Source organism: Bacterioplanoides sp. SCSIO 12839 (assembly GCF_024397975.1).
Taxonomy (GTDB): Bacteria; Pseudomonadota; Gammaproteobacteria; order Pseudomonadales; family Oceanobacteraceae; genus Bacterioplanoides.
The window spans coordinates 3,267,730-3,292,009 of sequence record NZ_CP073745.1 but is presented as its reverse complement, the minus strand read 5'-3'; the positions used below and the strand labels follow the sequence as shown (position 1 = coordinate 3,292,009).

The window sequence follows — 24,280 nt, the reverse complement described above, 5'->3', positions numbered from 1 at the left end:
TTTTTGAAAAAATTAATTATCCATATTGGGACTGAAAAAACCGGTTCTACAACTATCCAGAGTTTCTTAAATGAAAATCGTGATCTTTTGCTAAAAAGTTGCGATGCTTATTACCCTGAATTTGGAAATTCTGTGATGGGACATTTTCAACTTGTGGCTGCTTTACATCCTATGTGTAATGAAGGGCGACGAGCTGAGTTTGCTCAGCATCTTGATCTTGACCCGGATGATGTTTGGGATCGATTTTGCGAAAGTATCAATGTGGGTGATTTCAATACTGTAATTATCAGTTCTGAACACTTTAGTTCAAGAATTAATTCGGTGGGTATTGATTTTATTAAGAATAAGCTCGGTGAGAAAGCACCTGATTTTAAAGTTGAAATTGTTGTTTATCTAAGAAATCAAGTGGATATGTTTCAATCGGCTTATAGTACATACATAAAGACTGGTGGAACGAAATCCGTCTTTGAGTTGGCGGAAAGTATTGGTGGGCATGGCGCATATTATAACTTTTATAACCTAGTGAAAATGTGGTCTGATGCCTTTGGTGTCGACTCTATGGTCGTTAAGAATTTTGATTTGGTGAGGGTGGAAGGTGGTGACTTAGTGTCAGACTTTATGTCCTCTTTAAATTTAGATTTTGATGGGGTGGACTATTCTGGGGAGAAGAATGCAACTTGGAATCCTATGTTTTTAGAGTTTGTTAGAAATTTAAACTCTGGCGCCCTCTCAGGTAAGGAATACGGAAAGAGATTGGGTGTCTATGAGAAAATTCTTTCAAGTTGTGATTATTTTTCTAGATTTGACGGTTGTGCTGTATTGCCAAAAGAAGTTTCGCTCAGAATTGAGAGGTTGTTTTTAGAACATAATATTAACCTTAATCTTTTATTGAACGGTGCTCGCGAACCTTTCTTTAATGCTTGGGAATCAAAAAAGGAATCGTATGATTACGACAGCTTTGCTAGTGATTTGTCTGGTTTGGTGTGTGACTTACTGAGTAGTGAGTGATTTCTATTTTTAAAATTTATTTTTTGTAGTTTCTTGGTGTTTTGTATGAGAGTTCACGCATATTTTGTTTGTTTTAATGAAGAAGTAATTCTTCCGGCGATTCTTGATTACTACAGTGGTTTTTGTAGCAAGATATTTATCTATGATAATGGCTCGACAGATAGAAGTATTGAAATAGCAGAGTCATACCCTTGTGTAAGAGTGATTGGTTTTGATACAGGTGGGAAGAAAGATAATAAAAAACATATTCAAATAAAAACCGAAGAGTATAAAAAATACAGCCGTGAAGGTGGTCGATTTTGCGAAGAGCCTGCGGACTGGGTGATTTGTGCTGATATGGATGAAGTTATTTATGCTCCCAATCTAATTGATGTTCTAAAAAAATATGATGAAATGGGTGTAACTGTTCCATGTGTCACCGGATTCAATATGGTCGGCTCAGATGATGTTAAGCCTGATGTTAATATATTCGAGCAATATAGAAAAGGTGTAAGATCTGAGACATTTGATAAGAGGGCTATCTTCAAACCTGAATTTGATATGTCTTATACAAGGGGTTGTCATTCTTACGGGGCAGGCTTTGAGTTAATGAAAGATACATTTGGTTATGTATCCTCAAATGCTTATCCAATAGCATTACTTCACTATAAGCATATTGGAGGCTTGCTTTATGATTCAGCGGTTAAAAATGCTTCAAGATTCGACGAAAGTGATGTTAAAAAAGGAAAAAATGGCAAGTACACCGGACCAGGGTCGCATTACTTTCTATTTCAAGACTTGGGTCCGGGTGTTAATCCTCTTTTGGCGAGAGCGAAACCGGTTTTAGATGAAAATAATAATGTTCTTTTTGAATGCTTCCCTGAATCTGTTGGAGATGGTGGAGAAAAAGTAGGGGTTGGTAATAAAGTTGAAGATTTCGAAGTAGATGCTCTAAGAGATGCTGCAATATCACTGGAAAAGGTGAATTTGGATTTATCGATTGCACTTATGAAAATTGCTCATAGAGTACGTCCATGGGGTGTGGTTATTAAGAATAAATTAGAGAGATATAAATCGGAACTTGGTGTTGATTGATTGGTGATTTTAAATTTTTTGAAAGTGTATCTTTTAGTTTTCATTTAAGTTGAATTGATATGGCTAAAATATTCCAAGTTTATAGTGATTGTTATTTGGGTGAAGGTTTATGAGCATATTGGTAACGGGTGCCACCGGCTTTATTGGCAGTCACTTTTGTGTGGAAGCGCTGGCTCAAGGCTTAGACTTGGTTTTAGTCGACAATTTCGAGAATAGCTCTGAAAAGGTTCTGGATAAAATTGAGCTGCTTACAGGTGTGAAGCCGGACTTTCACCAGGTTGACCTGAGAGATACTGAAAAACTCGAATCTTTATTTAAAGACTATAGCTTTGAAAGTGTGGTTCATTTTGCCGGATACAAGGCGGTTGGTGAGTCATCAGCGGATCCGCTGATGTATTACCGCAATAATATAGTGGGTAGTTTAAACCTATTGGAAATGATGAAGAGATACGAGGTGAATAATCTGGTGTTCTCATCCTCAGCAACTGTTTATAGTGATCCTGTGTTTAACCCATATACAGAAGAGCACCGCAAGCTGCCAATCAACCCCTATGGTAATACGAAATCGATGTTTGAAGACATCATGCAGGATTATGCCGCCGCTAATCCGCACTTCTCGGCTGTGCCACTGCGTTATTTCAATCCTATCGGCGCACATCCGTCCGGAGAGATGGGGGAGGATCCGAAAGGTATTCCGAATAACCTGATGCCATTTATAACCAAGGTCGCTGTTGGGCAGTTAAAAGAACTCCAGGTGTTTGGTGATGACTACGATACCGTCGATGGAACAGGGGTTCGTGATTATATTCATGTGATGGATCTGGCCGAAGGTCATATTCGTGCTATTGCATTTGCAGAAAACAATACAGGTTATACCCCTATTAACCTTGGGGCTGGTAAAGGCTATTCGGTACTTGAAGTTATTAAAGCATTTGAGCAGCAAAACAATACCTCGGTACCTTACAAGGTTGTTGCAAGGCGCGCAGGGGATCTGGCGCAGTACTGGGCTGATGCCACTCGTGCAAAGGATTTACTCGACTGGGAAACTCAGTTAACCATAGAAGACATGGTTAAAGATTCATGGGGTTGGCAAAAGAAATACCCAAATGGCTTTAATGATTGTTAAGCCATGATTATCTTTGTTGTTTTACTCCTGATCGGCCTGCTCACAGCGCTTCTGTTTAATATTCTCTCTGTAGAAGTACTGTTTGTGTCTGTCTTAGTCGCATTGGTATTAGCTGGTGTGGCAGAGCCGGGGTTACTGTTATCTGGTTTCTCTAACCCTGCCTTGTTTACAATTGCAGCTCTTTACGTTGTTGTAGGAGGTTTAAGGGATTCTGGCGCGACTCAGTTTTTAAGGAGAATAGCACTGGGGAAGCAGCAGAAAGGCAATACTGTTTTTTATCGCATATTACCCGTCACCACGCTACTGAGTGCTGTGATGAATAACACACCGGTTGTTGCGATGTTCACCGGGTTGCTTCAATCCATCGCGAAACGGTTTCAACTTCACCTGTCGTCCATTTTGCTTCCATTGAGCTATGCATCCATTTTAGGTGGGTTGTGTACTTTGATAGGAACAAGCACCAATCTCGTTGTCGATGGTCAGGTGAAATCATTGGGCTTAACTGGCTTTGATTTATTAGATATGGCTTATGTCGGTGTGCCGGTAGCTTTGGTTGGGCTGTTCTATCTGATGGTTATTGCTCCGCGTTTTATACCCCAGCGCCAAAGTTCAACCGAGCAATTCGATAACGTTCGCGAATATCTTGTTGAAATGGTGATTGAGCCACACAGTGAGTTGGTCAAAAAATCAATTCAGGAAGCAGGCTTACGAAATTTGCCGGGTTTGTTTTTGGTCGAAGTTGAAAGAGAGGCTCAGGTATTATCTGCCGTGCGTCCGCGTACGGTGCTTGAAGCCGGCGATCGATTAGTCTTTGCAGGTACACCAGATTCAGTATTAGAGCTGCGTAACTTTCAGGGTCTGGTTTTGGCAGATGATCAACGCTTTAAGCTGGAAGGCAATCGTTCCGACCGGCGCTTGTTTGAGGCGGTCATCTCACCTTCTAACCCGATGGTAGGAAAGACTATTCGCGATATGCGCTTTCGTCACCGTTACAGCGCTGTTGTTTTGAGTATATCCCGGCATGGCCATCGCCTGTCACAAAAGTTGGGGGAGGCGGTTGTTCAACCTGGTGACACACTGTTGATTGAAGCTCAAAAAGGTTTTCTGTTGCGCTTCAGGAGCAGCAAAGACTTTTTATTGGTGAGCAAACTGGCAGACAGCGATAAAACGGATGAAAGTAAAGCAAAGCTGGCCCTTGGCATTTTTGCTTCGATGGTGGTATTGCCTCTGACTGATATTATGCCAATATTTCATAGCTCAGTTACAGCCGCTGCAGCTATGCTGGCCACTCGCTGTATTAGTTTTGAAGATGCGGGTAAGGCTATCGATTATTCTGTTTTGCTGGTAATTGCGTGTGCATTTTCAATTGGTGTCGCAGTGCAGCAGGTGGGTCTTGCAGATATTATTGCGGCCCATGTTATTCAGTACTCTGTATCACCATTTGTTGCATTAGTTTCAATTTATATCAGCTGCATGCTGCTAACAGAAATTATGACCAATAATGCTGCTGCATTAGTGATGCTACCAATTGCGGTGAGTATCGCTGAGGGCCTGCAGGTGAACTATCAGCCTTTTGCGATAGCGATTATGATTTCTGCATCAGCAAGTTTTATCACTCCAACTGGTTATCAAACCAATCTGATGGTTATGGGGCCAGGGGGATATCATTTTGGCGACTATGTAAAAGTTGGTTTTCCGTTGAGCCTGATTGTTGCCCTGGTTTCACTCTGGCTTATTCCCAATGTATGGCCCTTTTGATAATGATTAATTTTCCTTAAGGAAGAGAGAAGTATTTATGAAAGATAATATTGTTTGGCATGAGCACCCGGTTGATAAGTCGATACGCTCCTATATGAAAAAGCAAAGGCCTTGCCTTTTGTGGTTTACCGGACTGAGTGGTTCTGGCAAGTCCACCATTGCTGGTGCTGTTGAAAGTAAGCTATCAGAGCGTTTACATCATACTTATCTGATGGATGGTGATAATGTTCGGCATGGTTTATGCGGCGACCTTGGATTTACGGAAGAAGACCGAAATGAAAACATCCGTCGTGTCGGTGAAGTCGCTAATCTGATGGTGGATGCAGGTCTGATTGTACTGACCGCCTTTATATCACCCTTCAAATCAAATCGTGAAGTTGTTCGGTCAATGCTGAAAGAAGGCGAATTTATTGAAGTGCATATTGATACTCCAATTGAAGAGTGTGAGAAGAGAGACCCTAAAGGCTTGTATAAAAAAGCGCGTGCTGGAGAAATCAAAGATTTTACCGGGATAGACTCTCCATACGAGGCGCCGGAAAATGCTGAGATCACGATTGAAAATTATAATATAACTGTCGATGTAGCAGCTAACAGGGTGATTTCTTATTTAGAGAAATATGGGTACTTAAAGCCAATAGCTGCAGATTGTTGAGATAGGATAGGGAAAGCAACGATGGATGTCTTACTTAGCCAAGTGATTGATATTGCCAAGAAGGCTGGCGATGCGATCATGAAAATTTATGAAACTGATTTTGAGCAGTATGAAAAATCGGATAGCAGCCCTTTAACAGAGGCTGACCTCGCTGCGCACCATATTATTATTGATGGTTTGAAAAAAATCAGTGATTTCCCATGCCTTTCTGAAGAATCAGATCAATCTGAAGTTGAATGGGAGCAGAGAAAAAGCTGGAATGAATTTTGGATAATTGATCCTCTTGATGGCACCAAAGAGTTTATCAATCGGAATGATGAGTTTACGGTCAATATTGCATTGGTTAAAAACGGCAAGGCAGTGCTTGGCGTTGTGTATTGCCCTGCTTTACAGACACTCTATTATGCCGAGGAGTCTCTTGGCTCATTCAAAAAAGATCTTCACAGTGATGCCATTCCACTCAATGTCAGCTTGTCACCAGAAGCCGATGGGACCTGGAAAGTTGTTGGATCAAGACGACATGGTGCTGAGGCTCTGGAAGAGTTTTCAAAAGTTTTAGGCAATGTTGAGTTAGTATCCATGGGTAGCTCACTTAAACTGTGCCTGGTTGCTGAAGGTAAGGCTCATTTATACCCAAGGTTAGCACCAACCTGTGAATGGGATACTGCTGCTGCCCAGGCTGTTGTTGAGATAGCAGGCGGCCAGGTTCTCACCCCCGATATGACACCTTTGGTCTATGGGAAAAAAGCTGATTTGCTAAACCCATATTTTGTTGTTTGTGGCGCTGAGGTAGGCTCCTGGGGCTCGACATTTACAGAGCTGGCTACTGTTTAAACTTTGGTGTTCTACGGAATGTCATAATATTATACCTCGATGGAATGATTATACATCGAAAGGGATTTTACTTGATTACGTATATTAAGCATTTATACAAGCGATTATTAAGTTATGCTGCGCCAGTTAAATTGGCCTCGAAGCATAAAAACTTTAACATTGTTGATAATCATTCGGATTTCTCTGTTGGATTTGCTGCAACAAGTGATGATCCGTATCTGGTGTTTTCACGCTCATTGCCTAAGGGGTGGTATATTGTTGAAGTTCATATCTCAAGTGATTCGGAGACAGAGTCCAAATTATATTTAGGTAAGGATGGTTCTTTTGATGAAGGCAGGACTGTTTTGTTGCCAACATCACATGGAAAAACAATTAAAAGAGTATTTTATGTTGATGAGTGGCTTTCCAAGTTAAGATTTGATCCTGTTGAAGAGTCATGTGAATTCAAAATTCATACGTTTGCAGTTGTTTCGCTGCCGAATTTCAGAGCGATACAGCTAATGAAAAAGAAAGTAGCTAATTGTTCTTCTGGTCGAGGAGATGACTTAATATCAGATTATAATTCCTGTTTTAAACAAAAATTTTTAACTGAAAAAAATTATCAAGATTGGATAGATAAAAAAGAATCTTTGTTGTTTTCAGGAAAATATAAATCTGATATTAAGATATCGATAGTGATGCCGGTCTATAATTCGGATGTTGCTTTTCTGGATCAGGCTGTTATGTCTGTTTTAAATCAAAAATATAAAAACTGGGAGCTGTGTATTGCCGATGATTCATCAACATCGGCCAGTACATTGCAATACCTGAAGTTCATAGAAGATAAAGACCCAAGAATAAAAATAGTATACAGATCTGAGAATGGAAATATTTCATTAGCCAGTAACTCAGCTTTAGAGTTGGCTTCTGGTTCTTATGTGGCATTTATGGATCATGATGATCTTTTATCGGTTTGTGCACTTGGAGAAATTGCTTCTGCTATTGAGAATCAACCCTACGCACAAATTGTTTATACCGACGAAGATAAAATAGATGAACATGGACGTCGCTATGATCCTCACTTCAAAGGTGGGTTTAATCGAGAGTTATTGTTGAATCAGAATTATATCAGCCATTTAAGTTGTTACTCAAAGCTTTTGGTCGATAAGGTAGGCGGTTTCAGGAAAGGTTATGAAGGTTCTCAAGATTATGATTTCCTTCTTCGATGTTTAAAATACATTGAGAGTGAAAAGGATATTATCCATATTCCCAAAGTTCTTTATCATTGGCGTGCTATTGTTGGGTCTACAGCCAGATCCTGTTCGGAAAAGTCATATACTTCTCAAGCTGGCTTGTTGGCATTAGAAGATTTTTTATCGGAGTGTGGGGAAGGTGATATCGCCAAGTCTGGTGAAGTGCCAAATACCTACAGGATTATGCGGCCTGTTCAAAGCTCACCAGTAGTTGAAATTATTATACCAACACGTGATTCTATCGATATCCTCAAGCCTTGTGTCGATTCTATCTTAAGTAAGACAATATATAAGAACTATAAAATAACGATTGTTGATAATGACTCCAAGGATGATGATACTTTTTCTTATTTTTCTTCTTTATCTCATTTCAGTAATGTAGAGGTAATAAGAAGGCCTGGTATATTTAATTATTCAAAGATTAATAATTTTGCTGTCGATAGATCAGAGGCAGATTATGTTCTTTTACTTAATAATGATGTTGAAGTTATATCACCTGGCTGGTTGACTGAAATGGTGTCGATTGCTCAGGATCGACACGTTGGTTGTGTTGGTGCGAAGTTATACTATACCGATGGACGTATTCAGCATGCTGGCGTCACTCTTGGTATCGGGGGCGTAGCAGGACATACGCACAAATACATGCCGGGTAATGCTGCGGGATACTTCTCTCGCCTGCATCTCACACATGAAGTGTCGGCTGTTACCGCTGCATGCCTTCTAGTTAAGCGTACCAATTATATACAGGCCGGTGGTCTGGATGAGAATAATCTGAAAGTCGCCTTTAATGATGTTGATTTCTGTCTGAAGTTAAGGTCGTTAGGGCTTAAAAATATATGGACTCCACATGCAGAATTATTCCACCATGAATCTGTTTCCCGTGGACATGAAGATACACCAGAGAAAAAAGAGAGATTTGATGCTGAAGTTGAATTCATGAAAAATAAATGGGGGGAAATTTTAAAAAATGACCCTTATTATAACCCCAACCTTTCTTTGCAGTTTGAAGATTTCTCTCTGAAAATATAAGTATTGTAGTAGTTGTTATGGTTAAAAAAGCTTTGGATATTGAAAATTACAGGCTTGTTATTGATGAGCAAACAGAAAATTTTGTAAGAGGGTGGGTTGCGTCGGCTGTCGATTTATCTGAAACAGTTGTTTTGGGTGTGGCATCAGGCAAAAAATCGATAGCTGTTGTGTGCGATAAGTATCGCCCCGATGTTGTAAGGGCTGGATTACATAAAACAGGATTTTGTGGTTTTTTTATTGATTTGAAATCTCATGATATGAAAAAACCTGATATATATGTTGTAGGTTCTCATCAAGGTAATATTGGGAATCAAGCGGTTTTACCTATTGCTTTTGTACATATTCCCAAAACAGCTGGAACCAGCTTGCGAAAAGGTTTTCATGACTACTTTGATAGAAGTGTTATTTTACAAAACTATGGTGGCCAGGAGAATGAAACAACCCCTTGGTTAAAAGAGCTGTTACCATTGGATAACCCATTCTCTTTTCTTCAAAAGTTTAACGAAGCGGGTTGTCAGATTTATCTTGGTCATTTTTATCTGAAGAGCTGTATTACTGTTTTTCCTCACAGTAATTTTTTGACAATACTACGAAACCCTGTAGATCAAGTAATATCTCATTTTAACCATTTCAAACGCTGGCACGGGTATCAAGATGATATTGTTAAGTTTATAAAAAGCCCTCAGTTTAAAAATATTCAAGCATCATACCTTAAGCAATCAAGACTTAGTCTTCTCGGGTTTGTCGGTATTACCGAAAAATATAATGAGTCTGTTGATGTTATTAATAGCTTATATCATATTGGGGTATTGAAGAAAAAAGAAAATGTCAATTCTAAAAGCTATGTTGAAGTTGATGATGATATTAAAGAATTGATTGTTAATGAAAATACTAAAGATGTTTCCGTATATAATTACTGCTCAGACCTTATGGCTGAACGGACTCGGATGTCAGAAGCTGGCCATGACTGGGTGTACGGCGACATTAGTTTAGAAAAAAATAAAATCGTTGGTTGTGCTTATTATTTCCGCAGTGATCGGGAAGTCATTGTTCAGCTTAAAAAATCAGGGGAGGTTGTTGCTGAGTCAGCGAATGTTATATTTAGAGGTGACTTGTTGAAGTATCAGGTTCCTCGTGCTGGTCATATTGGTTTTGTATTTGATGTTAAGGACGACCCTAAGCTTTATACGGTTGTTGTTAAAGAATCCGGGCAGGCACTACCATTTGCTTTTGTTGTAGATTAATTATTTTTTTATCATTAAATATTTATTTAAAATTGAATGGGTGTTATCTGAATAAAGGTTAAATAGGTTTTATTTCCAGTCCTAATAAATACCGCTATCTTAAACTCTTCTGACAATATAGAATTCTCCCAAAGTGTGAAATGGATCACAAAATGCTTTCGGAAAATTATTTAGTTCCATTTTCGGCATCAATTCTGCCGAAAGGGAAGTTGATTGTCTTTGCACCCCACCCAGACGATGAAATCATTGGCCTGGGTGGTACCTTGTTACAAGCTAAAGCTCAAGGTTCTGATCTTGTTATTGTTTATTTAACGAGTGGTGATCTTGGTGGTGACTCTTCTGTAAGGAAAGATGAAGCAAGTGAGGTTTGCAGGCGGCTTGGTGCTAAGCCTATTTTTCTCGATTGGCCTGACAGGAGCATTGCGATAGACGATCATTACTCTGAAGTTATAGAGCGGATTTTTATCGCCGAAGTGCCTGATTTAGTTTTTGCCCCTTCTCCTCAGGAATATCATATTGATCATCGTGCTACTGCACACCTTGTTTCAAAAGCGATTCGTCATAAAACTTTTTCAGTACGATTGTTTCATTACGAGATTTGCAAACAGAATGAAAGTAATTTTTTGGTTGATATAACTAAAGAATTTTTTCTTAAAAAAGAACTTATGGCAGTTTATAAATCTCAAACAGTCCAGAATAATTATATGGCTGTGATGGAGTCTGTAGCTGTATCCAGGACTTATACGCTCCCGCATGACGTTGAATACGCTGAATCTTTTTTTGAGGTTAAGGCTATTAATCAGCCTCTTTCGATTGTTTACTCCTGGCGTAGTAAAGAACCGTTTGTAAATACCCGTTATCAACACTTCCCTGTTATTAGTTATCTTGTCCGTACGAAAAATCGAAAAGATTTTCTGATTCGTTGTCTGAACAGTCTAAAAAAACAGTCTTACGAAAAAATTGAGGTTGTTATTGTTAATGATGGTGGTGATGCTGTTGATGATATTGCAGAGAGTTATCGGGATGACTTTTTCCGACTTAAATGCATATCATTAAATGAATCATCAGGCCGTTCTGCGGCCGCAAATACAGCTTTGATTAATGCTACGGGTGACTATATTAATTTTCTGGATGATGATGATGAGATTCACACGAATCATACCAGAATTTTTCTTACTTACCTGCGGCGAGATGATCGTTTAGATATCCTTTATCGAGGTGTTGAAGTTGTTAGTCAGACTGGTGAAAAGCTATCAGTCTATAATGATAGATTTGATCTCGGCCGGTTGATGCATGCTAACTATATTCCGATTAATGCTGTTACTTTTTCAAGGAAATTCATTGATCTTGGCTGTCGATTTGATGAGGGTATGCAATACTTCGAAGATTGGGATTTTTGGCTACAATTATCCCGATTAGGAAATTTCAGGCATGTTCCTGAGGTGACAGCTACTTATCATATGGTTGGTGATTCAGCCGCCTCTCCTCATATGGAGGGAAAGTTGGATAAGTTATCTCATATGCAAAAAGTTAAGGATAAGTGGAGGTCTAAGTGGACTTCTGTAGAGCATGGGTTGCTTGAGCGGTATTTGATTAATAGCTGATTTGGAATAAACGATGTCTGTTGATGAGGTAGATTTTTATGTGGATCATTGTAGTCAAGAGGAATTGATTGATTTGCATCGAAAGGTCTTTCATAGTGATATGGATATTGACTTCTGGAACTGGAAGTATCCATATTATTTAAAGGCAAACTCACCTTATGCTGTTGTTGGCGGCGAGGTGATTGCTTATTACGGTGTTATTCCCCGTAACTATATCAATTCCGGAGTTGTCTATAAGGCGTTCCAAGCAGCGGATGTTATGGTCGATGAAGATTACCGGGGCAAGCTCTCCTCCGGTATGTTTATGCGTTTAATTGAAAATGGTGATGTGATCAAGCAAAAGTGCGTCTTTTATGGTTTTCCTCATAAAAGACATTATATCTTAGGTCGTAGACTGAAGATGTATGAGTTAGTTCAGGAGTTAAACGTTTTTTCTTTGAAATCTTCTGAGGTTAAAGTTGACGGTCGATTTTCCTATGCTAAATCTGAAGTGTCAGATATCTCTCTTGAAGATTATAATTTTCGTTATTCAAATTTTTCAGCCAGTGCTCCGGGCGGATTCTTAGAACGAGGTTATTCGTACTACCTTCATCGGTATGGTAATCATCCCGTTTTCGACTATAAAGCTTTTATCGATTCTGACTCTTTATTTGTAGTTAGAATTGATGGTGAATCAGTTCAAATAATGGACTATCTTGGTGATGTTGCAGTTTTCCCCGAAAAAATAAGACGCTTGTCTGGGGCTCAAGAACTACAAGGGTCGATGTTGACCGGATGGACTGCTTTGAACTCCGAGGATTTTTTGAAGTTTTCTGAAGTTCAGGTGTCACCTGCTGGTGCTTTCTTTGTTAAGTCTGAATTTGAAGGTGCTGAGATGAACTGTGATAAATTTTGGGTCAGTATGGGGGATACAGACTTTTTATAATTTTTTTATCATATCAATAAAGAAAAGCTCGGGCGTTCTTATCAGTTTTTTGATTTTTCTTGTTGTTTTTCTTGTTGTTATAGATCTTAGGTCTGATCTTTTTATTTTACCAGTATCCTTTAAGGATTCAGGCGCTAGTTTGTAAGCGTGGTTTAATTCGTTGTAGCTAATGTCTGAATTTATCAGATATATTGACGATGTAGCCTGATTTTTTAAATCTACCGATATTTTTTGGTAGTAATCTATTTCACTTATTTTATTTAGAAACTCTATCCAGCAATTCGGATCGTCTGATAGTAGTATGTTTTCGCTGGATACTCGTTTTAAATCCCCTGACTCAGAGGCTATCAGCGGTACTCCAAATGCTGCACTTTCCCAAAATTTAAGTGCACTTTTACACTGGTTGAATCGATTGTTTGTTAACGGAGCGATGGTAACCCAGCATTCAGCAATCAGGGCTGGAAGGTCTTCGTATGAAACGTAGGGAGTGGCTTTGATGTTATTATGTGTCTCTTGTGGGAGCTCTATATCACCTACGATTTCTATTTTTGCATCAGGTATTTTTTTTTGGATTTCGGCTAGTGCTTTTGTGATACTCGCCAGGTTGTTTTTGTGATGGCTGGTTCCTGGAAAATACCGTATCAGTTTGTTTTTGACTCTCAATTCCGGTGCTACGGTAGGCGTTAAATCAGCCCAGCAGCTCAATGTTTTATTATAAACTACGGTAATTACTTGATTGGGTAATATTGATAACAACTCTTTTTTGAGCTGATCTGTCGATACAATGACAGATGTGAACCGGGTAATGGCTTTAAAGTATTTCTGTGCTTCTTGTATTGCAGTCCGTTTTAGCATAGCGCCGGATAATACCGCTGGACTCTGATCTGCCAGGCTTGTGTTGAACAGTAAATCATCAAAATCTGCATATATCTGAACCTCAGCTTTCTTTAAGTGTCTGATGATTCTTTCCAGTCTCATTGAATGCTGCGGGCGGTGAAATATAACGTGCTGGTATTGTTGTGCCAGTGCTTTATCCAGCATTGATATATGCACCACATCGGCGGTAACACCTTCGTTTCTCAGGTGTTCTGCCGGAAAAAAACAGCGATAACGTGCGGAAGGGTCCCGATAATAAGCCATGCCTCTTTTGGAATGAGTCACGAAGAGGACAGATTCCTGTTTTTCGATAAAATCCAGATAGGTAGGCATTGGGGTTGATTCAGGCTTAGGTTAAGTAAGAAAAAACAGCAAATATACTATAGAATCCTGCTCTGCATGGGTAGGAGTAACTATCTTCATGTTTGCACTTTGAAATGGACGTCATCAGGTTATAGTCAGTCTCATGTCACTATCGGAACAGTACAACACCATCTGGACAGCTTCAGCAGGTATTCGGCGTTTTGCTGATTTACTGCGTTTCCTTGATGCTCGCTCGTTAAAACGCTGCCGCGCTTCGGCTTCGGTGACTCATCAGGATGTTGTTGTTGGCTGGGGAGTCAAACCCAATACCCAGGCCGCCAGAAGCTTTGCCGAGCAAAAAGGATTGTCGTACCTGGCGTTAGAGGATGGTTTTTTTTGTTATTCGGATCACTCTTCTGTCGACACAAGCAGGCTGTCTCTGATTTGTGATGCAACCGGTATTTATTACGATGCTCGCTTGCCTTCTGATTTGGAAGGGCTGTGCAATTCTGTTTCCAGCTGGATGGACGAGAGTTATCTTAAACGTGCCAGGTCTGTCCTGAATCTAATCACACAGTATGGCCTTTCAAAATATAATCAGGTGCGTCAGCGAACGCCTGAATGGCTGGAAAGAATCAGCGCCCCTTGTATTTTAGTCGTCGATCAAACCCGAGGTGATCAGTCCATTACAGGGGCTCTTGCGTCATCAGATAGTTTTGCTCATATGCTGCAGCGGGCTTTGAATGACCATCCCGAGGCACATGTCCTCATTAAAACCCATCCCGACGTGTTAAAAGGCAAGAAACAGGCTCATTATGATGCAACGGATGTAGCGCGGTGCCCTGAGCGAATTCATTTATTAACGGATGATGTTGCCTTGCCTGAACTGATGGCCAAGGTGTCGGATGTGTATACGGTTTCTTCGCAGCTGGGTTTTGAAGCCCTGTGTTATGGCAAAAAAGTGCATTGCTTTGGTATGCCTTTTTACGCCGGTTGGGGGCTGACTCAGGATAGGCTCGCGTGCTCTCGTCGTGTCTCTGATTTGTCGTTAGAACAGTTGGTCGCTGCGGCGGTATTGCGTTATCCACGATATTTGCACCCTGATACAGGCCTGTTGTGTGAAGCGGAGGCTGTTTTAAATTGGCTGGTTCTCCAGGTTGAAAAACAGTCTGATGCGGTTGATGTTTGCTTTGCTTATGGATTCTCTCTCTGGAAACGCAGTTTTATCCCTGAGTTTGTGGGCCGTTCTGCCCAAAAAATATGCTTCGTTAACGACGAGAACAAATTAAGAACCCGGCTGGCACAATCGCACGGTCGTGCTGCCGTGCTGTTTTGGGGGAGAGGTGAAAAAGAGCTGGCTGAATCACTGAGCACTCAGGCCAAAACCTGGTTTATCGAAGATGGTTTTCTTCGCTCAGTTGGGTTGGGGGCGGATTTACGGCGACCTTCTTCTTTGGTATTGGATGCGCAGGGGATGTACTATGACCCTGCCAGCGCTTCCGATATTGTCTCTTTGCTCAATCAGGTAACCAGCGATTCGTTTAGTGTTGATCGGATAAACTCTTTGCTGAAGCTGATTCAACGCGCTGGTATCAGTAAATATAACGTCGGAATTCAGGGTAATGCGCAGAGTCTGATCCCGCGGATTCAGCAAGCGTCAGCCGGCCGGGAAATTATTCTCGTCCCGGGGCAGTTTGAAGGGGATTTGTCGGTCAAAAGCAGCCTGGGTGATGTGAAAACCAATGCTGAGCTTCTGGCACGAACCCGGGCAAGGTTCCCTGACAGTTTTCTGATATTTAAAGAACATCCGGATTTGTATTCTGGTGTGCGCCCGGGTTTGCTGGGTGAAAAAGAAGCATTGAAAGACGCCGATTTTTATACTGCGGATGTCGATATCAGTGTTTTACTTGATATTGCTGATCGGGTCTCAACCCTGACGTCGCTGACAGGGTTTGAAGCGTTATTGCGTCAGAAGCAAGTGACGGTATTTGGCTCTCCTTTTTATGCCGGCTGGGGGCTGACGGATGATTTGAATGATTATCCGGAGCGGCAGCAGCAATTATCCTTGCAGGCATTGGCGTATGTTGTGCTGATTCAGTATCCGCGTTATATCAACTGGAACACTCGCTTGTTCACGACACCTGAAGTGATTGTTGAGCAGTTGATTCATGAACGTTCTGGCCATACTATGCGCGCCTTACGCAGTAACTGGGTAAGCCGTCAGGCACGGAAGCTCAGCTATTTGATAGAAGCTTACAGGAAGTAAATAGTGGCTATCTTATTACTCCAGGGCCCAATGGGGCCGTTTTTCAAACGATTGATGACATCTCTGCAACATCAAGGAACAGATGTTTATAAAATTAACTTCAATGGCGGTGATGAGTGGTATTGCTCAGGCAGGAATGTCTATCGTTTTTCAGGTTCTTCAGACCAATGGCCAGACTTTCTTGCGCAGTTTATTGCTGAGCATGCCATTTCATCGGTATTAGTGTATGGCGATTGCCGGTTGTACCATCGTCTGGCTAAAGGTGTTTGTGAACAACAGGGAGTGAACTTTTATGCCTTTGAAGAAGGTTATATACGCCCTAACCATATAACCTTTGAAAAAAACGGTGTTAATGGATATTCGAATATTGCCAAAGATGGGCTCGCGAGTTGGGAAAATACGGATATTGAGCCAGAAGAGAGAATTGGCGGGCATTTATCCAACCGGATTCGTTATTGCTCAATGTACTACAACGTTGCATTTTTTCGCCGTAAGCATTTCCCGCAATATACGCACCACCGCTCTTTTTCACCGGTGTTTGAAGCACGAAGCTGGCTGCGTGCATCGCGGCGCTATTATTGGTACAAGTTGACTGAATTCAATGTTCAGAAAACACTGGTCAAGCAATATAGTGGTCGATATTTTCTGGTGCCGCTTCAGGTTTATAACGACGCTCAAATTCACTTTCACTCTCCCTACGATAGTATTGAAGCGTTTATGGACACGCTGATGTCTTCTTTTGCCACTCATGCCGATCAAAACGATATTCTGGTGTTTAAACATCACCCGATGGATCGTGGCCATACTCAGTATGCTGATGTTATTCGTAAGATGTCCCGTCGGTACGACTTAAAGAATCGCGTTATATATTGTCATGACCAGCATTTACCAACGTTATTGGATCACGCTAAAGGGGTGTTAACCATTAACAGCACAACGGCGTTGTCTGCGTTTTACCATAAGGCATCGGTGAAGGTGCTCGGTGAGGCTTTTTATGATATCGCCGGGCTTTGTAGTCAGCAGTCGTTGGATGAGTTTTGGCGGGCGCCGGCTGAGATTGATTATGCTCTGTTTCTGAGATTAAGAAATTTCTTATCTCATCATGGCCAGGTGAATGGTAGCTACTACAAGGCTATTGATTTTTCTGTGGGGAATATTGTCGCTGAGATGACTCGTAATGGTGCCTTGCCTCCTGTCATCGAAGGCAAGGCGGTATCGGTTAACTCAGGTTGACTGGTCAGAAGTTCACGCCAATCGCCAGGTTGTGGGTCTCAAGTGCTGGGTTGGTCTCATAACGATCCCCGTTTGACATGTGTTGCCAGCTGTATTCTGCGAACGTATTTTTCTGAAACTGATAGCGAGCGCCAAACGCATAAGTCCACTGTACGGGGCCGCCGTAACGTTTGGTGTTGTTGCCGGTTTCATTGCTGAAAGTATGTTTAGTCAGCCAGTGTACTTTGCCATGAGCAGTCAGACGAAGCTTACTACCAAAACCACTGATTGGGATTGAGAGCGCAGGCCCTATGCTGTAGTTATAACCGTTTTCGTTACCCGCATTCAGCTGTGCTACAGCAACTTCTACCGCTGGAATCATCAGGCCCCAGTTATAACGGGGAAACTGCTTCTGCAGATACACTTCTTTGGTGTCTATTTCTACGTTTTGCTGTGCAGTTGGAGTACCTGTTCTTAACCCTACAGAATGATCCAGATACAAGCTGCTGAGGTACTTACTCAGCGGCAGAGGAGGCAGGTACTCTTCATAAGCAATAGTGCTTGCAGAAACGGCTAATAATGAGCTCAGTGTCAAAGCTTTAATGGTTGCGTTCATAATCTCACCTGTGAACGTGTTAACTCGATACAAGGTGAGAATAGGTGAGCAATCAGTGTTTGCTTATCGATTGTTCATATTTAAACAAAAGTCTGTACGTTGGGTTACAAAGATGAAATCTGTGTTAAAAATGAACAAAACTAGGAGGTGTGGTTGGCGTTATATTGACATGTTGCTGCTGTTTTTTTGACGGCGGAGGCGCTTTGTTTACATGATGCCTGCCGCCCTGATTCTGCATCAGTTTGTTAATGCTCTGGTCGTGTCATCCCTTTTAATAACATGCCCCATGTCATGGCTAATGCGCCAATAAGAGAGAGCAGCATCATCAGGTTTACCAATATGGTATTGCGTGCGTAAAAAGTGGAGTGTGGCTGCGGCTGATCTGAACAGGATTGATTGTCGAAGTTATACGAACCGTTTTGCTGCAGGCAGTCGGTAACTGCTGACATTTCGATGCCATAAAGCACTAACAACAGCAAACCTGGCAGAGCAAATAGTATTGAGCCATAGCGTAACCACATAAAATTTCTCCGAAAAATGGCAGTAAATGAGCAATCAAACTTGACATATCAGGGCTAATGTTTTCATCTTAGCCGTGGGGAAAACTCAAAAAACGATAATAACTGAAGCCGCCTATATTATGATACATGCTATGAAACGTATTCTGATCTTACCTGCCCTGTTGATGGCCTTCCAAAGTCAGGCTGCGACAGAGAACCTTGATGAACTTTTGACATCGATTCGCGCTGATATTCAGAACCAGCGCCTTTCAAGCCCGGCGGGCAACAATGCCCTTGAACGTATTACTTCATTCCGTGAGCAAGCTCCCTTTGATTTTCGTGTTGTCCCGCTGACTTACGAGTGGGGAGAGGCGTATGTTGCTCTGGCAAATAAAGCCATTGATGCTGGCCAGGTTGGTAAGGCGCAAGGCTACCTGGATAAAGTCTGGTATGTCGCGGCATTAACTCCAGGCCTGGAAGAAGCACAGGCAAAAGTGGATGCTGCTGCCAAAAGTGGCAAAAAAGTAGCGAAGGCACCTAAAAAAGCGGCTGGCCCGAGCAAAGAAGAGCTGGCCCGCCAGAAGAAGTTAGCCGAGGACCTGGCTAAAGAAAAAGCACGCCTGGAAGCCGAGCGCAAGCGTAAGCAAGAGCTGGCTAAAAAAGAAGCGTTGGCTGAGAAGAAGCGCATGCAGGCTGAGAAGAAGCGCAAGGAAGAGGCCGAGCGTCAGCGTCGTATTGCTGCTGCAAAAGCAGAGAAAGAAGCTGCACAGCGAGCTAAGACAGCAGCGGCAGCCGCTGCTGCTGGTTCTGCGGTCGTTGCCAAAGCGGCACCGGCTCCAACTCCTAAAGCGGCGCCTAAAAAAGCAACAGCGGCAGAACTGGGCGCGGCAACCACGTTATGGCAGTCTGCCAAAGAAGATTCAGCTTCTATCGCCAGCTATCCGGTTTCTGCCGATATGGTAGCGAATCGTGATCGTAAAATTTCAGCCGAGCTGCAGCCAGTGTGTCAGGCTATTCTGGATAATGATGCTTCTGTGGTAGTTCATACCGCCGATAAAGCCGATTACCGCTGGTTAACCGTGCGTCTGACTTTGTGTTTACGTCGCCTGGATAAGTCATTCCGCCTGCGTCATAGCTACCTGGCATCACAGGACACTCCTTCCGTCAGCTTGCACCCGTCACGTGGTGTTTCGCTGGTGCGCAAGGTTGAGCGCTAAGATAAGTCTCTTGGTTCTGTTGTGAATAAAGGCCCTGTTGATCAGCATCAACAGGGCCTTTTTGTTTATGGCTTAGATTCTTCTGCCAATAAAGCATGGCGCATCACATGGTAAACCCAATGTTGCTCCATGGTGCCGCCAAACAAATGCGCCGACGGGCCTGCTGCATACAAGGCGACGTCTTCTCCGCCATGGGTTTCACTTTCTAATGGCACTAGGGCTTGCTGTAAATAGCCCGGCTGTAGCGCCTGTTGTGGATCAACCGAAGGGCGCTTGGATGGGGCTGATTGAGGGAGCGCTTGCCATTCGACAGCCCCTGGGCCATTACGATAATTCATCGAGGTATAATAGCCTCCATCAGGTAAACGATACGGTTTTTCCTCGGGTCTGCCCTGATCATTATTACTGAATACCACTCCCAGCATTGGGTTGCCACGAGTTGGGTAGCCTGCGAGCGTAAGAGTGTGGCTATGGTCGGCGGTGACAATCAGCAACGTATTATCCAGATCGATTTGCTTCAGCAGCCAGGCAACGGTCTGATCCAGCTCTTGTGTTTCACGTAATGCCTGATAGCCGCTGCCTGCATGGTGGCCGTGGTCGATTCGTCCTGACTCAATCATTAACACATAGCCGTCAGGATTTTGCTGCAGGCGTGTCAGGGCGGCCTGTGTCATATCCAGTAATCCGGGCGTTTGTTCATCACGTTGATCCACATAAGGCAGATGTGAGTTAGCAAACAGGCCCAGCCAGTGCCCGTGTGTGAGATCGGCATCCCGCAATTGTTGCTTGCTGGATATCAGATAATGATCCGGTAGGGATTGCCATTGAGTCGTTAGGTTTTGTTGGTCTGTGCGTTTTCCGGATGGTTCGCTGGCAGGCAAAAAGTGACGTTGACCTCCGCCGAAAATTACCTCGAGTCGCTGTTCGCCTTGCTGATGGTTGATCAGTTGCTGGGCAATATCGAGGCAGCCGTTTTGTTTGGCTTCGGCGCTCAATTTGTTATCACTTTCCCAGCCACGTTCTGGAGAATGTGCGTACAAAGCCGCCGGTGTTGCGTGTGTCACACGGGCGGTAGTGACAATGCCGGTTGCTTTATTCTGACTTTCAGCCAAGTCAAACAAGGTTTTCAGGTGTTGATCCGTGCTGGATTGGCAATCGCCACGCTTGGCTGTGTGATTCACTGAGAGCACTCCGGCGCGCGTTTTTTCACCAGTAATCAGTGCGCTCATGGTGCCCGCGGAATCCGGCGTTTGCTGATCGGTATTGTAGGTTTTGATCAACGCCGAATAGGGCAGAGTTTCAAAGCTTAATGTGTATTCTTCGCCCAATAACTCTTGTTGTTGTCCGGCATAAATCCGTGCAGCAGTATGTGTAGTAATGCCCATGCCATCACCGACAATCAGAATCAGGTTTTTGGCGGCTTGGGTATTGGCTGCGGGCGCTGCATTTTGGGCGCGTTGCTTGCCTTGCTTAAACCACTGTGCCGATGTGGTGGTGTCTTTGACTGCCGGTGTCTGAGTCAGTGGCTTTTCCGTTTCAGAGTGGCATGCCGTTAACGTGGTAAGTGCCAGCAACAATACAACAGACGACTTGTTTTTAAAGTTCCTCATATTTTTAGTGCTCCTGCTGCTTGCTGAAGGCCGGGTGTAAGGCACGACGAATGCGGTGGTAAATTTCATGCTGGTCGATCAGGCCATGAAAGTACTGCGCACCTGGCCCTTTGGCGTGTAATGCAACGTCGTCGGAACCGTGGGTTTCGTAATAACTACCAGCCAGTGCGGCCTGGTAAAAGTCAGCGTCTTCCGGGTTGGCCGGAACCTCTTTAGCATCCTTCCACAACACCCGCCCAGGCTTGCGCTGGGTGTGATCGTCTTCATGCATAGGGTGAGCACCAAAACCATTGGCATAACCGAGTGTGGTGTAAGGGTGGTTATCCAATGCCAGTGTTTGGCCGTTATTGTCGACAAAACCCAGAATGGCATTACCGCGTTGAGGGTAACCGGCCATGGATAAGGTGTGGCTGTGGTCGGCAGTGACAATAATCAGAGTTTGGTTGCCACTTAATTGGTCGGCGATTTTAACCGACTCAGCCATAGCCACGGTTTCGTCCAGCGCGCGATATGCGTTGCCCAGGTGGTGTGCATGATCAATCCGCGCCCCTTCAACGATTAAGAGGTAGCCTTTCAGGTTATCTTGCTTAACTCGTCGTTGCAGATAGGTTTGTGCAGCTTGTGTCATCTGCTGTAACGGCGGGTACTGAGATTCGTTGCCGGACTTCTGGGAATCATATTGATAAGGAAGGTGACTGTTGGCAAATAAACCAAGCACCGGGCCAGCTTGCTGAGCTGACTGTGAAAATTGTGTCAGCTGTTGGTGGTTTTCCAGATAGTGGCCATTGGGAAATTGTTGTTGCCATTGTTGAATCAGATCGGCGTCGTAACGTTTACCACCGGATTTCAGAAAGTCAGGCAAGACATAAAACGGCACCGACAAATATTGGGTGAATAACCGGGTGTACCAGCTGGCTTGGGTGAAATTAGTTTTGCCACCGCCCAGCATGATATCCAGGCCTCCGTCTTTATCGTAAGCCTTGTTGATCAGCTGCCAGGCGATGTCTTTACAGCCATGTTGTTGTGCCTCAGCCGTTAAATCGCTATCGGCTTCCCAGTCTCGTTCGGGGGAATGAGCATACGCGGCAGCCGGGGTTGCGTGGGTAATACGCGCGCTGGTGACAATGCCGGTGGCATAGCCTTGCTGGCTGGCCCACTGTAGCAGGGTTTGCTGATGGTATTGCTGGGAGCCCGCACATATAGCCCGATCCTGTTCTGGCCCGATGGCAATCACGCCTGCCCGGGTTTTCACTCCGGTGGTGATGGCACTCATAGTACCGGCAGAGTCGGCGGTTTGTTGATTGGTGTTGTAGGTTTTTACCAGCGCAGAATAGGGAAAATTTTCAAAATACAGCTGATTTTCTTCGCCCGGTTCACCACGCTGCTGGCCTTCAAAAATACGGGCGGCGGTGAGCGTGGTCACACTCATGCCATCGCCCAGAAACAGGATCAGATTGCGCGCCGTTTCTGGGCTCTGTTTTTGGGCTTGCTGCTGGTTTTGCTGCTGGCGTTGTTCAAGTCGCTGTTTCAGCCATTGCTGGCCTTGTTCGAAGTCTGGCTGAGCCGCATTGGTCATGGCTGATAGCAATAATGTACTCAGAAATGTGCCGTGTAAGGCATTCATATGCAAAGTCCTGTAAACACAATTGAGTGCGAGTCTATATCCGCCATGATGCTGACTGCAAAAGATGTTGAGCGTGTTACAATGCCGCGCATCGTTTTAACCGTTTTAATATTCATTATTTATCCCAAAAATCTTATGTCTTTGTTCAGCAAAATTTCCCTGTGTTTATCCCTGGCATTTGCGTCGGTTACGCATGCTGCCGTGATTGTTCCTTCCGCTCCTCAATTGGATGCCACGGCTTACGTATTGATGGATGCCGATAGTGGCAAAATTCTGGTCGAAAAAAATGCCGATCAGAAGTTACCTCCGGCCAGTTTAACCAAGATGATGACCAGCTATGTCGCCGCTCACGAGCTGGAGCTGGGCAATGTGGCTGAAGATGTACTGGTGCCTATCAGTGTTAAAGCCTGGCGTAAAAAAGGCTCGCGGATGTTTGTACGTGAAGGCACTCAGGTACCGCTGATCGATTTATTACGCGGCATTATTATTCAATCAGGTAATGATGCTTCTGTGGCCGTCGCTGAATATTTCTCCGGCTCAGAAGAAGCGTATGCGGGTTGGATGAACCAATATGCCGAACGTTTTGGCATGGTGAATACTCAGTTTAAAAATGCCACGGGGTGGCCAGCAGAGGGTCACTTCTCCTCTGCACGGGATATGGCAACGCTGTCATTACGCATCATTAAAGACCACCCCACCTATTACCCGCTGTACGCTGAAAAATATTTTGAGTACAACAACATTCGCCAGCCTAACCGTAACAAGCTGTTGTGGCGTGACCCGAGTGTCGATGGTCTGAAAACCGGTCATACCGATGAAGCCGGCTATTGTTTAGCCGCATCGGCGTTAAAAGATGGCACACGCTTTATTGCGGTAGTAATGGGCACTCGTAGCGAAGAAGCCCGTGCGCGTGAAACCCAGAAGTTATTAGCCTATGGCTTCCGTTATTTTGAAACCCATAAATTATACAGTGCTGCAGAACAGCTACAGTCTCAGAAAGTGTGGTTGGGTGAACAGGAAGAAGTGAAGCTGGGTGTTGCGGACGAATTGTTCCTGACGTTGCCACGCGGCGCTAAAGGTGAGTTGCAGGTTGATATCCTGACGGATGAATTTATCGAAGCGCCCATCAAACAAGGCCAGGCGGTGGGTACGATTACCATCAGCATGGGTGATGAAGTTCAGTCTGAGTTGCCGCTGGTGGCACTGGAAGCGGTTGAAGAGGCCGGTTTCTTTGGCAAGCTGATTGGCAAAATTAAGCTGTTCTTTGCCAAACTATTTGCCTGATAGCAGTCTTTAAATCCTAACAATGGCTGCGTTTAGGCAGCCATTTTTTTATCTGAATGAACAGACTATTGACCCTGAATATTATTTCATCTGCCGCGCCGAAGGGCCATCCATGGCCCTACCGCGCTTGCGCGACATCCTGTCGCTGCTATGAAACAATATTCAGGATCAACGTCTAATAGCGCTTGAAATTCATCTAAGCTAAAACCATATAAGCCAGATACTCAACCAGGTTACATGTGTATTCATCCGGTTGGATAACACTGGCAAATCAAGAGAGGCGTGT

At 43.5% G+C, this 24,280-nt stretch carries 19 protein-coding genes; 14 read left to right on the top strand and 5 right to left on the bottom strand.

Annotated features, from left to right (window positions below; translation table 11 throughout):
• The first annotated feature begins 3 nt into the window (after positions 1-3).
• From KFF03_RS14940 to KFF03_RS14895, 10 genes are all read left to right on the top strand, one after another.
• Positions 4-1,008 (top strand): hypothetical protein, encoded by a 1,005-nt coding sequence (locus KFF03_RS14940; protein ID WP_255857713.1) that lies wholly within the window; start codon positions 4-6, stop codon positions 1,006-1,008.
• Positions 1,009-1,053: 45 nt separating this feature from the next.
• Entirely contained in the window at positions 1,054-2,082 is a 1,029-nt protein-coding gene (locus KFF03_RS14935; protein ID WP_255857712.1) for a glycosyltransferase family 2 protein, read from the top strand.
• A gap of 109 nt (positions 2,083-2,191) precedes the next feature.
• Positions 2,192-3,208, top strand: coding sequence for a UDP-glucose 4-epimerase GalE (galE, locus tag KFF03_RS14930; protein ID WP_255857711.1), 1,017 nt, complete (start codon positions 2,192-2,194; stop codon positions 3,206-3,208).
• Between the two features lie 3 nt (positions 3,209-3,211).
• The gene (locus tag KFF03_RS14925) at positions 3,212-4,966 is read left to right on the top strand and encodes an SLC13 family permease (RefSeq protein WP_255857710.1); all 1,755 of its coding nucleotides are present in this window, start codon (positions 3,212-3,214) and stop codon (positions 4,964-4,966) included.
• Between the two features lie 37 nt (positions 4,967-5,003).
• Entirely contained in the window at positions 5,004-5,618 is a 615-nt protein-coding gene (gene cysC, locus KFF03_RS14920; protein WP_255857709.1) for an adenylyl-sulfate kinase, read from the top strand.
• A gap of 21 nt (positions 5,619-5,639) precedes the next feature.
• Positions 5,640-6,452: a 3'(2'),5'-bisphosphate nucleotidase CysQ gene (gene cysQ / locus KFF03_RS14915; RefSeq protein ID WP_255857708.1), complete on the top strand. Its 813-nt coding sequence runs from the start codon at positions 5,640-5,642 to the stop codon at positions 6,450-6,452.
• Positions 6,453-6,523: 71 nt separating this feature from the next.
• Positions 6,524-8,713, top strand: a complete 2,190-nt coding sequence (locus KFF03_RS14910; RefSeq protein WP_255857707.1) for a glycosyltransferase family 2 protein — start codon at positions 6,524-6,526, stop codon at positions 8,711-8,713.
• A gap of 17 nt (positions 8,714-8,730) precedes the next feature.
• Entirely contained in the window at positions 8,731-9,957 is a 1,227-nt protein-coding gene (locus tag KFF03_RS14905; protein ID WP_255857706.1) for a hypothetical protein, read from the top strand.
• Between the two features lie 152 nt (positions 9,958-10,109).
• Positions 10,110-11,561, top strand: coding sequence for a PIG-L family deacetylase (locus tag KFF03_RS14900; protein WP_255857705.1), 1,452 nt, complete (start codon positions 10,110-10,112; stop codon positions 11,559-11,561).
• Between the two features lie 13 nt (positions 11,562-11,574).
• Positions 11,575-12,486 carry a GNAT family N-acetyltransferase gene (locus KFF03_RS14895; RefSeq protein ID WP_255857704.1) on the top strand — a complete coding sequence of 304 codons (912 nt, stop codon included), beginning with the start codon at positions 11,575-11,577 and terminating at the stop codon, positions 12,484-12,486.
• Here KFF03_RS14895 and KFF03_RS14890 read toward each other — a convergent pair.
• Complete coding sequence (locus KFF03_RS14890; RefSeq protein WP_255857703.1) at positions 12,481-13,695, bottom strand: glycosyltransferase; 1,215 nt, start codon at positions 13,693-13,695, stop codon at positions 12,481-12,483. The genes KFF03_RS14895 and KFF03_RS14890 overlap by 6 nt on opposite strands.
• Positions 13,696-13,828: 133 nt before the next feature.
• On the opposite strand from KFF03_RS14890, the gene KFF03_RS14885 reads away from it, so the two are divergent.
• Both KFF03_RS14885 and KFF03_RS14880 read left to right on the top strand, forming a co-directional pair.
• Positions 13,829-15,931 carry a capsular polysaccharide biosynthesis protein gene (locus tag KFF03_RS14885; RefSeq protein ID WP_255857702.1) on the top strand — a complete coding sequence of 701 codons (2,103 nt, stop codon included), beginning with the start codon at positions 13,829-13,831 and terminating at the stop codon, positions 15,929-15,931.
• Positions 15,932-15,934: 3 nt separating this feature from the next.
• Positions 15,935-17,164: a capsule biosynthesis protein gene (locus KFF03_RS14880; RefSeq protein WP_255857701.1), complete on the top strand. Its 1,230-nt coding sequence runs from the start codon at positions 15,935-15,937 to the stop codon at positions 17,162-17,164.
• A gap of 4 nt (positions 17,165-17,168) precedes the next feature.
• Here KFF03_RS14880 and KFF03_RS14875 read toward each other — a convergent pair whose 3' ends face one another.
• Together KFF03_RS14875 and KFF03_RS14870 are read right to left on the bottom strand one after the other, a co-directional pair.
• Positions 17,169-17,759: an acyloxyacyl hydrolase gene (locus KFF03_RS14875; RefSeq protein WP_255857700.1), complete on the bottom strand. Its 591-nt coding sequence runs from the start codon at positions 17,757-17,759 to the stop codon at positions 17,169-17,171.
• Positions 17,760-18,004: 245 nt separating this feature from the next.
• On the bottom strand, positions 18,005-18,280 hold the full coding sequence (locus KFF03_RS14870; protein WP_255857699.1) for a hypothetical protein: 276 nt from the start codon (positions 18,278-18,280) through the stop codon (positions 18,005-18,007).
• A gap of 131 nt (positions 18,281-18,411) precedes the next feature.
• Here KFF03_RS14870 and KFF03_RS14865 point away from each other — a divergent pair, with 131 nt between their 5' ends.
• On the top strand, positions 18,412-19,476 hold the full coding sequence (locus KFF03_RS14865) for a DUF1682 domain-containing protein (protein WP_255857698.1): 1,065 nt from the start codon (positions 18,412-18,414) through the stop codon (positions 19,474-19,476).
• Between the two features lie 65 nt (positions 19,477-19,541).
• On the opposite strand, the gene KFF03_RS14860 is transcribed toward KFF03_RS14865, so the two are convergent.
• Both KFF03_RS14860 and KFF03_RS14855 read right to left on the bottom strand, forming a co-directional pair.
• On the bottom strand, positions 19,542-21,086 hold the full coding sequence (locus tag KFF03_RS14860; RefSeq protein WP_255857697.1) for an alkaline phosphatase: 1,545 nt from the start codon (positions 21,084-21,086) through the stop codon (positions 19,542-19,544).
• A gap of 4 nt (positions 21,087-21,090) precedes the next feature.
• The gene (locus KFF03_RS14855; RefSeq protein WP_255857696.1) at positions 21,091-22,710 is read right to left on the bottom strand and encodes an alkaline phosphatase; all 1,620 of its coding nucleotides are present in this window, start codon (positions 22,708-22,710) and stop codon (positions 21,091-21,093) included.
• Between the two features lie 135 nt (positions 22,711-22,845).
• On the opposite strand from KFF03_RS14855, the gene KFF03_RS14850 reads away from it, so the two are divergent.
• Positions 22,846-23,994 carry a D-alanyl-D-alanine carboxypeptidase family protein gene (locus KFF03_RS14850; RefSeq protein WP_255857695.1) on the top strand — a complete coding sequence of 383 codons (1,149 nt, stop codon included), beginning with the start codon at positions 22,846-22,848 and terminating at the stop codon, positions 23,992-23,994.
• The last annotated feature ends 286 nt before the right edge of the window (positions 23,995-24,280 follow it).

Excerpts from the sequence above, each read along its gene's own strand:
- KFF03_RS14935 (WP_255857712.1), top strand. The coding sequence starts at position 1,054 with ATGAGAGTTCACGCATATTTTGTTTGTTTTAATGAAGAAGTAATTCTT.
- galE (WP_255857711.1), top strand. The coding sequence starts at position 2,192 with ATGAGCATATTGGTAACGGGTGCCACCGGCTTTATTGGCAGTCACTTT.
- KFF03_RS14925 (WP_255857710.1), top strand. The coding sequence starts at position 3,212 with ATGATTATCTTTGTTGTTTTACTCCTGATCGGCCTGCTCACAGCGCTT.
- cysC (WP_255857709.1), top strand. The coding sequence starts at position 5,004 with ATGAAAGATAATATTGTTTGGCATGAGCACCCGGTTGATAAGTCGATA.
- cysQ (WP_255857708.1), top strand. The coding sequence starts at position 5,640 with ATGGATGTCTTACTTAGCCAAGTGATTGATATTGCCAAGAAGGCTGGC.
- KFF03_RS14905 (WP_255857706.1), top strand. The coding sequence starts at position 8,731 with ATGGTTAAAAAAGCTTTGGATATTGAAAATTACAGGCTTGTTATTGAT.
- KFF03_RS14900 (WP_255857705.1), top strand. The coding sequence starts at position 10,110 with ATGCTTTCGGAAAATTATTTAGTTCCATTTTCGGCATCAATTCTGCCG.
- KFF03_RS14895 (WP_255857704.1), top strand. The coding sequence starts at position 11,575 with ATGTCTGTTGATGAGGTAGATTTTTATGTGGATCATTGTAGTCAAGAG.
- KFF03_RS14890 (WP_255857703.1), bottom strand. The coding sequence starts at position 13,695 with ATGCCTACCTATCTGGATTTTATCGAAAAACAGGAATCTGTCCTCTTC.
- KFF03_RS14885 (WP_255857702.1), top strand. The coding sequence starts at position 13,829 with ATGTCACTATCGGAACAGTACAACACCATCTGGACAGCTTCAGCAGGT.
- KFF03_RS14875 (WP_255857700.1), bottom strand. The coding sequence starts at position 17,759 with ATGAACGCAACCATTAAAGCTTTGACACTGAGCTCATTATTAGCCGTT.
- KFF03_RS14870 (WP_255857699.1), bottom strand. The coding sequence starts at position 18,280 with ATGTGGTTACGCTATGGCTCAATACTATTTGCTCTGCCAGGTTTGCTG.
- KFF03_RS14865 (WP_255857698.1), top strand. The coding sequence starts at position 18,412 with ATGAAACGTATTCTGATCTTACCTGCCCTGTTGATGGCCTTCCAAAGT.
- KFF03_RS14860 (WP_255857697.1), bottom strand. The coding sequence starts at position 21,086 with ATGAGGAACTTTAAAAACAAGTCGTCTGTTGTATTGTTGCTGGCACTT.
- KFF03_RS14855 (WP_255857696.1), bottom strand. The coding sequence starts at position 22,710 with ATGAATGCCTTACACGGCACATTTCTGAGTACATTATTGCTATCAGCC.
- KFF03_RS14850 (WP_255857695.1), top strand. The coding sequence starts at position 22,846 with ATGTCTTTGTTCAGCAAAATTTCCCTGTGTTTATCCCTGGCATTTGCG.